Annotated in this window: 14 protein-coding genes; 5 read left to right on the forward strand and 9 right to left on the reverse strand. The window is 74.5% G+C overall.

The genetic code is table 11. From position 1 onward, the window contains the following. The first annotated feature begins 18 nt into the window (after positions 1–18). Together CCE02nite_RS00985 and CCE02nite_RS00990 are read left to right on the forward strand one after the other, a co-directional pair. On the forward strand, positions 19–279 hold the full coding sequence (locus CCE02nite_RS00985) for a FitA-like ribbon-helix-helix domain-containing protein (protein ID WP_141387312.1): 261 nt from the start codon (positions 19–21) through the stop codon (positions 277–279). Further along, a complete protein-coding gene (locus CCE02nite_RS00990) occupies positions 276–701 on the forward strand; it encodes a type II toxin-antitoxin system VapC family toxin (RefSeq protein WP_141387314.1) in 426 nt (141 codons plus the stop codon). Before CCE02nite_RS00985 ends, CCE02nite_RS00990 begins: the two co-directional genes overlap by 4 nt. 10 nt (positions 702–711) lie before the next feature. On the opposite strand, the gene CCE02nite_RS00995 is transcribed toward CCE02nite_RS00990, so the two are convergent. Together CCE02nite_RS00995 and CCE02nite_RS01000 are read right to left on the reverse strand one after the other, a co-directional pair. Then, positions 712–1,275, reverse strand: a complete 564-nt coding sequence (locus tag CCE02nite_RS00995; RefSeq protein ID WP_141387316.1) for a GNAT family N-acetyltransferase — start codon at positions 1,273–1,275, stop codon at positions 712–714. Positions 1,276–1,430: 155 nt separating this feature from the next. Continuing rightward, positions 1,431–2,381, reverse strand: coding sequence for a helix-turn-helix transcriptional regulator (locus CCE02nite_RS01000; RefSeq protein WP_141387318.1), 951 nt, complete (start codon positions 2,379–2,381; stop codon positions 1,431–1,433). Between the two features lie 131 nt (positions 2,382–2,512). Between CCE02nite_RS01000 and CCE02nite_RS01005 the strand changes: the two genes are divergently transcribed. The 3 genes from CCE02nite_RS01005 (at position 2,513) to CCE02nite_RS01015 (ending at position 5,778) form a co-directional block, all read left to right on the forward strand. Beyond that, positions 2,513–3,640: an epoxide hydrolase family protein gene (locus CCE02nite_RS01005; RefSeq protein WP_141387320.1), complete on the forward strand. Its 1,128-nt coding sequence runs from the start codon at positions 2,513–2,515 to the stop codon at positions 3,638–3,640. 105 nt (positions 3,641–3,745) lie between these two features. Beyond that, entirely contained in the window at positions 3,746–4,657 is a 912-nt protein-coding gene (locus CCE02nite_RS01010; protein ID WP_170227162.1) for a siderophore-interacting protein, read from the forward strand. Between the two features lie 65 nt (positions 4,658–4,722). Then, the gene (locus CCE02nite_RS01015) at positions 4,723–5,778 is read left to right on the forward strand and encodes an NAD-dependent epimerase/dehydratase family protein (protein ID WP_141387325.1); all 1,056 of its coding nucleotides are present in this window, start codon (positions 4,723–4,725) and stop codon (positions 5,776–5,778) included. A 216-nt stretch (positions 5,779–5,994) separates the two neighbouring features. Here the strand turns inward: CCE02nite_RS01015 and CCE02nite_RS01020 are convergent, their stop codons facing one another. The 7 genes from CCE02nite_RS01020 to CCE02nite_RS01050 all read right to left on the reverse strand — a co-directional run bounded on the left by CCE02nite_RS01020 (position 5,995) and on the right by CCE02nite_RS01050 (position 12,715). Continuing rightward, entirely contained in the window at positions 5,995–7,098 is a 1,104-nt protein-coding gene (locus CCE02nite_RS01020; protein ID WP_141387327.1) for an LLM class flavin-dependent oxidoreductase, read from the reverse strand. Positions 7,099–7,303: 205 nt separating this feature from the next. Then, a complete protein-coding gene (locus tag CCE02nite_RS01025) occupies positions 7,304–7,606 on the reverse strand; it encodes a DUF4190 domain-containing protein (RefSeq protein ID WP_141387329.1) in 303 nt (100 codons plus the stop codon). A gap of 167 nt (positions 7,607–7,773) precedes the next feature. Then, a complete protein-coding gene (locus tag CCE02nite_RS01030) occupies positions 7,774–9,423 on the reverse strand; it encodes a bifunctional phosphatase PAP2/diacylglycerol kinase family protein (RefSeq protein ID WP_141387331.1) in 1,650 nt (549 codons plus the stop codon). A gap of 51 nt (positions 9,424–9,474) precedes the next feature. Continuing rightward, positions 9,475–9,975 (reverse strand): hypothetical protein, encoded by a 501-nt coding sequence (locus CCE02nite_RS01035; RefSeq protein WP_141387333.1) that lies wholly within the window; start codon positions 9,973–9,975, stop codon positions 9,475–9,477. Positions 9,976–10,098: 123 nt separating this feature from the next. Next, on the reverse strand, positions 10,099–10,983 hold the full coding sequence (locus tag CCE02nite_RS01040) for a metal ABC transporter permease (protein WP_255318562.1): 885 nt from the start codon (positions 10,981–10,983) through the stop codon (positions 10,099–10,101). Then, positions 10,980–11,744 carry a metal ABC transporter ATP-binding protein gene (locus CCE02nite_RS01045; RefSeq protein ID WP_141387335.1) on the reverse strand — a complete coding sequence of 255 codons (765 nt, stop codon included), beginning with the start codon at positions 11,742–11,744 and terminating at the stop codon, positions 10,980–10,982. Before CCE02nite_RS01045 ends, CCE02nite_RS01040 begins: the two co-directional genes overlap by 4 nt. Beyond that, positions 11,741–12,715 carry a metal ABC transporter substrate-binding protein gene (locus CCE02nite_RS01050; protein WP_371861890.1) on the reverse strand — a complete coding sequence of 325 codons (975 nt, stop codon included), beginning with the start codon at positions 12,713–12,715 and terminating at the stop codon, positions 11,741–11,743. The genes CCE02nite_RS01045 and CCE02nite_RS01050 overlap by 4 nt, the downstream gene beginning before the upstream one ends. Between the last annotated feature and the right edge of the window lie 140 nt (positions 12,716–12,855).

The following is a 12,855-nucleotide window of genomic DNA, read 5'->3' on the forward strand; positions in this document are numbered from 1 at the left end:
GTTCCGGAGGTGGTCGAGATGGCGACGCTGACGATCCGTGGGCTCGACGACGACGTGCGCGAACGGTTGCGAGCGCGCGCCGTCGCGCACGGGCGGTCCATGGAGGCGGAGGTGCGCGAGATCCTTGCCGCTGCCGTTCGCTCTCCGAGTGGCGTCGAGCGCGGTCTCGGTACCTGGATCGCCGAGACCTTCGCCGGGATCGGCGGGACCGAGGCGGACGTGTTCGACGTGCGCCGTGATGACCGCCCCCAGGTGGTCGACCTCAGCGACCCAGCGTGATCGTCCTCGACACGAACGTCGTCTCGGAGCTCACGAGAACGACGCCGGAGCGCTCTGTGGTGCGATGGCTCGACGGCGTGTCGCCGCTGGATGTCTGGCTCACGTCGATCACGGTCGCGGAGATGTCGTACGGCATCGCCCGGTTGGTGGCCGGTCGGCGCCGCGACGAGCTCGTCGTGCGTGTCGAGACGGTCCTCGCCGGTCTCGGCGGTCAGGTGCTGTCGTTCGACCAGGAGGCCGCCCACGCGTTCGGCGCAGTCATGGCCGGACGAGACCGCGCCAGGCAACCCATCGGTACCGCGGACGCGCAGATCGCCGCGATCTGTCGCGTGCACGACGCGACGCTCGCGACGCGCAACGTCCGCGACTTCGTCGGCACCGGCGTGGCCGTCGTCGACCCGTGGGGCGCAGGGCCTTCCTGACCCTGCAGGCTCAGCCGAGCGCCTTGCGCATCACGACGCGCGGCACGCCGCCGCTGACGCCGGTGGTCGGGGCCGCACGCACGAACCCCGCCTTCTCGAACAGCGCGACGGTGCCGACGTACCCCGAGATCACGTCGACGCGCTCGCCGCCCGCGTCCACGGGATAGCCCTCGACCGCGGGCGCACCGTGCGCGGCGGCATGCTCGACGGCGCCGGCGAGGAGGTCGTGCATCAGCCCCCGGCGCCGGTGGCCGGCCCGGACGACGAAGCACACCGCGCTCCACGCGTCGAGGTCGTCGACGAACGGGATGGTCCGGGCGTTCATCAGCCGTCGGTAGGTGCTGCGCGGCGTGACCGAGCACCAGCCCGCGACGTCGCCGTCGACGTACGCGAGCACGCCCGGCCCGGGGTCGGTCGTGCACAGGTCGGCCATGAACTCGGGGCGGTCCTCGGCGCCGACCCGGCTGTCGCGGTAGGACATGCACCAGCACCCGCGCACCCCGGCCCTCCGCGGCCCGACCACGGCGGCGAAGTCGTCGTAGCGCCCGACGGCGGAGCGCACCTCCACGTCCATCCCCCCACGCTAGGGGCGCCCGCCCACGCGGGCCGAGAACGACACCACCCGCCGTCGAGCACGACCTGGCGGACGGAAAGCGGCGCATCACGACCCTCAGGTCGTGTTCGGCGTGAGGGGTTGCGGGTGCGGCGAGGGCGGGCGGTGTGGGTGAGTCAGGCGGGGGTGGCGCGGGTGTAGCGGGTTGCCAGGGTGCGGACGTGGTCGACGAGCGCCTGCGGTTCCGTCACGTGGAAGTCGAGGCCGAGCATGCCGACCCACACCGCGACGACCTCGACGCTGTCGCCGCCGGTGACGAGGACGCAGCGGTCGTCGTCGAGCGGCTCGACCGTGCCGACCGTCGGGTTGATGCGCCGCAGCACCTCCTCGGCCGGGGCGTCGACGACGATCCGCGCGTGCACGGCCCAGCCGGCGCGCGCGACCTCGCGCACGACGAACTCGGTCAGGTCGCCGGGGAAGTCCACCGGCGCGAACCGCCGCCCGCCCGGCACGCGCAGCACGAGCCAGTCGACGCGGTAGGGAGCCCACGCGCCCGTCGCCGGGTCGCGGGCCACGAGGAACCAGCGGCGCTGCCACGCGACGAGGCGGTACGGCTCGAGCTCGAGCGGCTCGTCGCGGTAGAAGCAGCGCAGGCCCTGGTGGTCGCGTACGGCGTCCGCGAGGGCGGTCAGCGTGTCCGGGTCGACGACCGGGTCCTCGACGTTCGAGTCGGTGTTGGCCGGCCCGGCGGCGCTCGCGGACCGCAGCGCGACGAGGCGGCGGCGCAACCGGTCGGGCATGACCTGCTCGAGCTTCGCGAGCGCCGAGGCCCCGGACTCCTCGAACCCTGCCGTGCCGGTCGCGGCCCGCAGCCCGACGGCGACCGCGACCGCCTCGGCGTCGTCGAGCAGGAGCGGGGGCAGCCGGGCGCCCGCCCCCAGCCGGTACCGGCCGCCCGGTCCGCGCACGGCGTCGACGGGGTAACCGAGCTCGCGCAGGCGCGCGACGTCGTTCCGGACGGTGCGGCCGGTGACGTCGAGGCGCGCGGCGAGCTCGGCGCCGGACCAGTCGGGACGCGACTGGAGCAGCCCCAGCAGGGTGAGCATGCGGGCCGAGGTGGAGGCCATGGGGGTCCCTCCGAGAGGTCTCCGGAAGAACGTCGGAACCCGGCCAGAATAGCGGAAGAAACCGTTCCTGAAGGCTGCGTAACGTCGGTACCAGAGCAGGGCACGAGGCCCCGCCCGACCGAGGAGAGACCATGAGCAGCACGACCCTCGAGCACCGCCCGTTCTCCGTCGCCGTCCCGCAGGCCGACCTGGACGACCTGCGCGAGCGCCTCGAGCGGACCCGCTTCGCGCCGGCCGCGCCCGGCGACTCCTGGGACTACGGCACGCCCGAGTCCTACCTGCGCGACATGGTCGGGCGCTGGACGGCGTTCGACTGGCGCGCCGTCGAGGACCGGGTCAACGCCTACCCGGGCTTCCGCACGGAGATCGACGGCCAGCCGATCCACTACCTCCACGTGCGCTCGCAGCACGAGGACGCGACGCCGCTGCTGCTCGCGCACTCGTACCCCGGGTCGTTCCTCGACTTCCTCGACATGATCGACCCGCTCGTCGACCCCGTCGCGCACGGCGGCCGACCCGAGGACGCGTTCCACCTCGTGATCCCGTCCATGCCGGGCTTCGGGTTCTCGACGCCCGTCGTCGGCGACGCCGACTGGACCATGGCGCGCGTGGCGCGTGCCTACGACACGCTGATGCGCGACCTCGGCTACGCGTCCTACGGGATCCACGGGAGCGACGGCGGGGCGATGGTCTCGCGCGAGCTCGCGATCGTCGATCCCGAGGGATTCCGCGGCGCGCACGTGCTCCAGCTCTTCTCCTTCCCGTCCGGCGCGCCGGGCGAGATGGACGGCTTCGGCGAGAAGGAGTTCGCGGCGCTCGGGCACCTCCAGTGGTTCCAGTCCGTGGGCGCCTACAACACGATGAACGCGTCCCGGCCCCAGACGATGGCCGCCGGCCTCGCGGACTCGCCCGTCGCCGTCCTCGCCTACCACGAGCTGTTCGAGAGCTTCGGCAACGGGACGAGCCTCGTGAGCGCCGACCAGGTGCTCGCGCAGGCGACGCTCTACTGGCTGACCAACTCCTACGCGACCGCCGCCCGGTACCACTACGCCGAGCAGCGCTCCGGCGCCGAGCCGGTCGTGAGCCAGGGCCGGATCGGGGTGGCCGTCTTCGCCGACGACTTCCAGACGATCCGCGCCTTCGCGGAGCGCGACAACGCCCGGATCGAGCACTGGTCCGAGTTCCCGCGCGGCGGCCACTACGCGTCGCTCGAGGTCCCGCTCGACGTCGTCGCCGACCTCCGGACGTTCTTCGCCTGACACCCGGGATCGTCGAGAACGAGGTCACGCGCCCTCGACCACGACGTTGCTGTCGTTATCGGCCGGATAACGACAGCAATGTCGTGCTCGACGCAGAATGGGGCGGTGTTCTCCCGAGCCCGCACCCCTCTCGAGCCCGTCCCGCGCCGCGTCCGCGTGCACCGTGTCCACGAGACGTCCGGGGCGCTCCGGCGCATCACGTTCCGTGACGCCGCGCCGGTCGTGCACGACGACGGACCGACGAGCGGGCCGGGAGGCGACGGTCCAGGCAGGGCCTCGCTCGCGACGCTGCGCGCACCGGGCCCGGACGACCACGTCAAGGTCTTCCTGCCCGACCCGGCGACCGGCGTCCTGCACGCCCCGACGCTCACGGCCGACGGCGCGCTCCAGCGCCCCACCGGCGTCGTGTCGATCTCGCGCGAGCTGACCGCCCGGGCGACGCGGGTCGTCGACGGTGTCGCGGAGGTCGACGTCGACTGGGTGCTGCACGGCGGCGGCGACCCGGGCGGGCCGCCCACCGGCGAGGGTGGACCGGCGTCCGCCTGGGCGGCCCGAGCCCAGGTCGGCGACGAGGTCGTGGTCGCGGGCCCGACGACGAGCCGTGGCGTGCCGGACGGCGTCGCGCGGCTCCTGCTCGTCGGGGACGAGGCCGGGCTGCCGGCGCTCGCCCGGTGGGTCGACGCCGTCGGACCGGACGTGCCGGTGACGGCGATCGTCGAGATCGGCGACGACGTGGACGAGGCGTTCGTCGAGGACGAGCTCGGCCACGCGACGGTCGAGCTCCTCTACCGCACCGACGGGCCGGGTCAGCTCGCGGAGGCGGTGCGCGCGCTCGGCCCGCTCGACGCCGGCGAGTACGTGTTCGGCGCGGGCGAGGCGACCGACCTGGTCCCGGTGCGCCGTGACCTGCGACGGTCGGGGGCACGAGCCGACCAGGTCGAGGTGCGCGGCTACTGGCGCCGCGGCGTCGTGAACCTCGACCCCGACGCACCGCTCGACCCCACCGACCCCGACTGAGCGCGCGTCGTCTGCCGGGGGCGTAACCGGCTGCGGGCGACCTCGCGCCGGGGGAGGGTGAGTCCATGACGCGTCTCCTGGTCCTCGGCGGCTCCGACTTCGTGGGGCGCGCAGTCGTCGACGACGCCCTCGCCCGCGGGTGGGACGTCACGGTCCTCAACCGGGGCAGCGCGCCCGTGCCCGACGGCGTCCGGCAGCTCGTCGGCGACCGCACGCGGCCCGACGGCCTCGACGCGCTGCACGCCGACGACGTCCCGCAGACGTGGGACGTCGTGGTGGACACGTGGTCGTGGGCGCCCGTCGCGGTGCGGGACGCGTCGCGCACCCTCGCGGGCCGGCTCCCCGGCGACAGCCGGTACGTCTACGTGTCGTCGCGCTCGGTGTACCCGTTCCCCCCTGCACGCGGCGCCGACGAGACCGCCGCCCTCGTCGAGGGGGACCCGGACGACACGAGCCACGACGACTACGCCCGCGCCAAGCGGGGCGCGGAGATCGCCGCGGTGGACGCGCTCGGCGACCGGGCGATCCTGCTGCGCGCAGGTCTGATCCTCGGCCCGCGCGAGAACGTCGGCCGCCTGCCGTGGTGGCTGCGGCGCGTCGCGCGCGGCGGGCCGGTGCTCGCGCCCGGGCCGGAGGACCTGCCGCTGCAGTACGTCGACGCACGCGATCTCGCGGCGTTCGCGCTCGGCGCGGCGCTCGCGGGTGCGTCGGGCCCGGTCGACGTCGTCAGCGCGCCGGGCCACACGACCATGGGCGAGCTGCTCGCGGCGTGCGTCGAGGCGACGGCGGACGACGCGGCGAGGGCGGGGAGCCCGCCCGCCGAGCTCGTCTGGGTCGAGCCGGAGGCCGTGCTCGCGGCGGGCATCGAGCCGTGGAGCCAGCTCCCGGTCTGGCTCCCGCCGGGCGAGCTGCACGACGCGCTCCACGGCTCGGACGCGTCGCACGCGTACGCCCTCGGGCTCCGCCCCCGGGACGTGCGCGAGACCGTGCGCGACACCTGGGCGTGGCTCCGCGCGCTCGACGCCGCGGGCGAGGCGACGCCGCAGCGTGCGGACCGCCCCGCCGTCGGGCTCCCGCCGGACCTCGAGGCGGCCGCCCTCGCCGCGGCCGCCAAGTCCTGACCCCGGCCCAACGGGCGACCGAAGCGCCCGCCCCCCGAACACGACCCTGCCCCCCGAACACGACCCTGCCCCCCGAACACGACCCTGCCCGCCGCCGAACACGACATGGAGGTCGTTATCGGCCGGATAGCGACCCTCATGTCGTGTTCGACGCCGGGGCGGGGGGCTCGGGTGGGGGCTCGGGCGGGGGGGTGGGGGGCGGGTGGGCCGGGGGGCTCAGTGGTCCGCGAGGAGCTCGCGGACGCGCGGGATCACCTGGGTGCCGTACAGCTCGATGCTGCGGAGCATGGCCGAGTGGGGGAGCGTGCCGGTCGAGTACTTGAGGTCGAACCGGCCCGCCCCGAGGAGCCGCACCGTCCGGGCGATCTTGCGCGCGACCGTCTCGGGCGAACCGACGTAGAGCGACCCGTCGCGCACGTCGTGGGCGAAGCGCCCACGGTGGTAGGCGGGCCAGCCGCGCTCGCGCCCGATGCGGTTGTTCATCGCCGCGAAGTGCTCGTAGACCTCCTCCTGCGCCTGCTCGTCCGTGTCGGCGACGTGGCCGGGCGAGTGGACCCCGACCGGCAGCACCGGGTTGCCGAGCTCCTCGACGGCGCGGTGGTAGAGGTCCACGTAGGGCCGGAACCGCTCGGGCTCGCCGCCGATGATCGCGAGCATGAGGCCGAGCCCGTGCCGCGCGGTCCGCACGACCGACTCGGGAGAGCCGCCCACGCCGACCCACGTGCGGAGCCGGCCGCTCTCCGTCTTGGGCCAGACCTCCTGGTCGGCGAGCCCGGCGCGGGTCGTGCCGGACCACGTGACAGGACCCTCGTCGAGCAGGTGGACGAACAGGTCCAGCTTCTCCTCGAACAGCACCTCGTAGTCGGCGAGGTCGTACCCGAACAGCGGGAACGACTCGATGAACGACCCGCGCCCCAGGATGACCTCCGCGCGCCCGCCGGACAGCGCGTCGAGCGTCGAGAACCGCTCGAACACGCGCACCGGGTCGTCCGAGCTGAGCACGGTCACCGCCGACCCGAGCCGGATGCGCGACGTCCGCGTCGCGATCCCCGCGAGCACGACCTCCGGCGCGCTGACCGCGAAGTCCGCGCGGTGGTGCTCGCCGACGCCGAAGAAGTCGACGCCGACCTGGTCCGCGAGGACCGCCTCCTCGACGACGTCGCGGATCGTGCGCGCCCCGCTGAGCAGCGCGCCGTCCGGGCCGGCCGTCACGTCGCCGAACGTGTCGAGGCCGAGCTCGACGGTCGTGGGGTCCGACGGCGGTCCGGCGGTGGTGCCCTCGGGTCCGGCGGGGGGCGGGGGAGTCGTGTCGTCGGTCATCGTCTGCTCCTGCGGTCGGTCGACCGTCGGCGGACCGGTGCTCTCACCGGCGGCGCGGTCGTGCGCCGTCTCAACCGTGCCCGGCCACGGGATCTTCCGCGACCGGGCACGGTCGCGTGCGTCGCGCCCCCGAGCGCGACGACGGCCGTCGCCCCGGGTGGGACGACGGCCGTCGGGCGGTGCGCCGGCAGGCGGCGCGGTGACGTCAGTACGTCGAGGTCACGGCGCCGTTCGCGACGAGCGCGGCGATGGCGACGACGTAGATGATCGTGCCGATGACGCCCAGCACCGTGAAGACGATGCTGAGGATGAGGCCCCACTTGGCGAGCTGGTTGTCGAAGCCCGCCTCCTTGCTCTTCTTGCGCGCGATCGCGCTGACGACGATGCCCGCGATGGCGAAGACGAACGCGAGCACGAAGCCCACGATGCCCAGGGTCTTGCCCGGGTCCTCGATCGGGGCGGCGTAGCCGGCGGGGGCCTGCGGAGCGGCAGGGTACTGCTGGGCCATGGTTGTTCTGCTTTCTAGGTGGGCCGACGAGGCCGAGTCCTGAGGGGCGCGGACGGTGCCGTCCGCACGTCTGCGGGGCTCATTGTGGGCCATCGCGTGTGTGTCTGAACAGGGGGAGCTCTCCCCGATGTCCGTGAAAGCGGGACAAAAGGCATAGGTGCGACGTCTTACCCCGCGGCCGGGTCGCGCGGCGCATAGATCCGCACCGCACCGGGCCGCATCGTGAGACGGACGGTGACCGCGTCGTCGCCCCCGGAGCCGTCGAGCGCGAGGGTCTCCCCGTCGTGCGCGAGCACCACGGGCGGCGGCCCGGCGGCCTCGGGCGAGGCCCCGCCGTCGGGCGCGGCGGGCCCGTCCGGGCCGACCACCGCGCCCCGGGTGGGGAACCGCAGCTCGAGCGTCGGGACGACCGTCGCGTCGACGACCAGGTGGCTCCGGACGCCGGGCACCCGCCGCGCGAACCGGGTCCCCGTGTCGCCCGCCGCGACCTCGAGGAACGTGCGCAGCCGGCTCGCGCGCCGCTCCGCGCGGGCCGTGCGGACGTCGAGCACGCCGTCGTCCAGCCGACGCCGCTCGACCGGGGCGAGGCTCTGCGGGTAGTAGCGGTTCACGCCGGCGAACAGCGACCAGTACTCACCCTCGTGCCCGTCCACGGCCATCCGCACCCGGTGCGCGCGCCGCAGCACCCGCGCCGCGGCGAGCACCGCCGCGGGCCACTTGCCGAGGCGGTGCTCGTGCTTCTCGCGCTCCGTGACGAGCTCCGGGTAGACGCCCGCCGAGAAGGTGTTGAGCACCGTCCGCGGCGGGCCGTCGACCCCGTCGACCTCGAGGTCCGCGACGTCGATCGTCACGCCCGAGCCGGTACGGACGGCCGCGACCGTCGCACCCATGGAGGTGAGGTCGGCAGCGCGCGCGAAGTGGTTCAGCGTGCCGCCGGGGAAGACGGCGAGCGGCAGGTCGTGCGCGCGGGCCGCCGCCGCGGCCGTGGAGACGGTGCCGTCGCCGCCGCTGATGCCGAGGGCACGGGCGCCGTCCGCGGCGGCCTCGTCGAACAGGCGGCGCAGGTCGTCGTCCTCGCCCAGCACGTGCACCACTGCGCGCGGCAGGCCCTCGCGCAGCGCGACGAGCGGGTCCTCCTTGAGCAGGCGGCCCGACCCCGCCGCCGGGTTGACGACGACGAAGAGCCCCACGCCGTCGTCGAGCGCCGGGACGTCGGCGGGCGGGCCGGCCGGCACGTCGGGACCGCGTTCTGCCCGGTCTGGCACCAGCGCACGACCCACGAGGGCGACCCCGGCCCCGAGCGCGGCGCCCGCGGCGACGTCCGAGAACCAGTGCGAGCCGGTGTGGAGCCGCGAGTACATCACTGCGCCGGCGAGCGGGGCGAGCGCGAGGCCCAGCGAGGGCCACTCGATCGCGACCCCTGTGACGAACGCCGCCGCCGACGCCGAGTGGCCGGACGGGAACGACGGCGAGGTCGGCGGGTCGGCCAGCCGACGCCACAGCGGCAGGGACTCGAGCGACGGCCGCTCGCCGCCGAACACGGTCTTGCCGACCACGTTCGCCAGGACGCTCGCGACGAGCAGCGAGCCGTAGCCGCGCATCGCCGCGTCCCGTCCGCGCCGGCCGGTCGCCGCGAGGCCCAGGGACGTCCCTGCCCACAGCACGCTGTGGTCGGCCGCGGCCGAGAGCCGCGAGAGCGCGGCGTCGGCGAGGGGGCCGAGCGCGCGACGGTTGGTCCAGCCGTTGACCGCGCGGTCGAGCCGGGCGACTCCCGGTAACGCCTCGTGCGGCTTGACGATCCCGGTGACGCGAGGCATCCCGCCATCGTAGGAAGGGCGGCGACGGACCGCGCGACGACTGCCGGCGGGTCAGACCCCGGCGCGGCTCGTCTCGCCGCGGAGCACGTCGATGTGGGCCTGCAGCCGCTCCAGCGTGACGGCGACGCCCTCGCCCGCGTCGTGCGCGAGGTCGGTCACGTACCGGAGCTGCGCGGACGCGGCGTCGAGGGCGACCTGCGCGTCGGCCAGCGCGACGGCGGCCCGGCCGTCCGCGGCCTCGTCGCCGTGCGTCGCGCGGTCGAGCGCGGAACGGGCCTCGTCCGTCGCCGCCTGGACCGACTCGACGGCGTCGAGCACGTCGTTGCGGAGCACGGGGTGGAGGGCGGGGAGCTGGGCGTGGACGCGGTCGAGGTCGTCACCGATGGTCTCGGTCTGGACCTGCGCGTCGGCGATGAGCTGCTGGACCTCGGCCGCGCTCGCCGTCGAGCACATCGGGAGCATCATGGCCAGCGCGAGCAGGCTCGCCGCGGCGAACCGGGCAGACGTGCGCGTGCGCTGCGGCGTCGTGGGCTCGCTCGTCCTCGCTGACATGGCACCCAGTCTCCCGGTCGAACCTGAGAAGAGCCAGGGAATCGTGGGCGAATTCCTGGAGATTTCGCACACAGCGCACGGGGGCGACACGTCCGGGACGGTCGCAGGCCCGCCGAGCGGAGGTCAGACCCGGACGAGGCGGCGGCGTCGTGCGGCGGCCACGCGGGTCCCGATCAGGCCGTGGCGAGGGCTGAACAGGTAAGCGAGCGCGAACGCGACCCCCAGCGCCACGACGACCGTGCCACCCGACGCGGTGTCGAGGTAGTAGCTGACGTAGATCCCGACGACCCCGCACACCGCCGCGACGAGCGGCGAGATCCACAGCATCCGCGAGAACCGGTCGGTGAGCAGGTAGGCCGTCGCGCCGGGCGTGATGAGCAGCGCGACGACGAGGACCACGCCGACCGCCTGGAGCGCGACGACGACGGTCAGGGCGAGCAGGCCGAGCAGCAGCGCGCCGAGCCGCCGGGGCGAGAGACCGATCGCGTGGGCGTGGGTCGGGTCGAACGCGTAGAGCGTGAGGTCGCGCCGCTTGAGCACGACGACGGCGAGCGTCACCGCGCCGAGGACCAGCACCTGGAGCAGGTCGGCGCGCGACACCCCGAGGAGGTTGCCGAACAGGATGTGGTTGAGGTCGGTCTGGCTCGGCGTCACCGAGATGAGGACGAGGCCGAGCGCGAAGAGCGTCGTGAACACGACGCCGATGGCCGCGTCCTCCTTCACGCGGCTCGTGTCCCGGACCGCGCCGATGAGCAGGACCGCGAGCAGCCCGAAGACGAGGGCCCCGAGCGCGAACGGCGCCCCCACCACGTACGCGAGCACGACGCCGGGCAGCACGGCGTGCGAGACGGCGTCGCCCATGAGCGACCACCCGACGAGCACGAGCCAGCAGGACAGCACGCCGCACACGATCCCCGCGGTGACCGTGACGGCGAGCGCGGTGCGCAGGAACTCGAACGACAGGGGCTCGGTGAGCCGTTCGACGAGCACGGCGAGGACGTCGGTCACGGGGCCACCTCCACGCCGAACGCGAGCGCGAGGTTCTCCGGCCGCAGGACCTCCGCGGGTGTCGAGTGCAGCAGGACGCGCTGCTGGAGCAGCACGGCCTCGTCCGCGAGCTCGGGCAGCGCGTGCAGGTCGTGGGTCGAGACGAGGACGGTCGCGCCGTCGGCCGCGAGCTCGCGCAGCAGCGCGGTGATCGTGGCCTCCGTGCGCTTGTCGACGCCGGCGAACGGCTCGTCGAGCAGCAGGATCGTCGCGCCCTGCGCGAGCCCGCGCGCGACGAACGCGCGCTTGCGCTGCCCGCCCGAGAGCGCGCCGATCTGCCGGTCCGCGAGGTCGGTGAGCTCGACCCGCTCCAGCGCGTGCGCGACGGCGTCGCGGTCGGCGGGCCGCGTGCGCCGCGTGAACCCCTGGTAGCCGTAGCGACCCGTCATGACGACGTCGCGCACGCTCAGCGGGAACGCCCAGTCCACGTCCTCGCTCTGCGGCACGTACCCCACGGCCTGGGCGCGCCGGGCGCGCGCCGGGGGTGCGCCGTCGACCAGCACGGTGCCGCGGTCCGGGCGCACCATGCCCATGACCGCCTTGAACAGCGTCGACTTGCCCGACCCGTTCATGCCCACGAGCCCGCACACGGTCCCCGGCCCGTGCGCCGACCCCAGGGCCAGGGTCGCGCCGTCGAGCGCGAGCACGTCACCGTAGTGGACGGTGAGGTCGCGCGCGTCGATCGCGGGCGTGCCCGACGGCGTCCGCTCGCCCGCGCTCACGCGTCGCCCTCCGCGGTCTTCCCGGCGAGGCCCGCAACGATGGTCTCCGTGTCGTGCCGCAGGAGGTCGAGGTACGTCGGGACGGGGCCGCCGGGCTCCGAGAGCGAGTCGACGTAGAGCGTGCCGCCGAACGCCGCCCCCGACTCGTGCGCCACCTGGCGCATCGCCTTGTCGGAGACCGTGGACTCGCAGAACACGGCCGGGACGTCGTGCTGCTCGACGAACTCGATGGCGCCGACGACCGACTGCGGCGTCGCCTGCTGCTCGGCGTTGACGGCCCACAGGTACTGCTCGGTGAGGCCCGCGTCGCGCGCGAGGTAGGAGAACGCACCCTCGCACGTCACGAGCGCGCGGTGGCTCTCGGGGAGCGCGTCGAGCGCGTCGGTCAGCTCGTCGTGCACGGCCGCGAGCTCGGCCGAGTACGACGCGGCGTTCGCCGCGTAGTCGTCGGCGTGCGCGGGGTCGAGCCGGGCGAACGCGTCGGCCATGTTCTGCGCGTAGAGCCGGCCGTTCACGGGCGACATCCACGCGTGCGGGTTGTCCTTGCCCTGGTACTCCTCGGCGGTGTCGTCGCCCAGTGCGATCGGGTCGACGCCCTCGCTGACGACGACGTGCGGCACGTCGAGCCCGTCGACGAACCGCCCGAACCACGCCTCGAGCCCCATGCCGTTGTCGAGGATCAGGTCGGCGTCCGCCGCCCTGCGGAGGTCGCCCGGCGTCGGCTCGTAGCCGTGGATCTCCGCGCCCACCTTGGTGATCGACTCGACGCGCAGGTGGTCGCCCGCGACGTTCTGCGCCATGTCCGCGAGCACGGTGAACGTCGTGAGCACGACCGGCCGGCCGTCGTCGGCGGTCTCGCCGCCCGCGTCCGTCCCGGCGGAGCACCCGGCCAGCGCGAGCGCGGTCACGGTCGCCAGCGCGACGGCCCGGCCCGCGGTTCTTCCGGTAACCCGAGAGGCAAAGTTCGGCACACCGAAAAATCTAGTCCGCACGCCCGGTAGACGCAACCGCCACGCCCGCCGAGGTAGAGCCCTGGTCGCGCGGGGTAGAGCCGTGGTCCGGCGAAGCAGACCCCTGGGCGCGCGAGGTAGAGCCATGGTCGCGCGGGGTC

Source organism: Cellulosimicrobium cellulans, assembly GCF_006539945.1.
Lineage (GTDB): Bacteria > Actinomycetota > Actinomycetes > Actinomycetales > Cellulomonadaceae > Cellulosimicrobium > Cellulosimicrobium cellulans.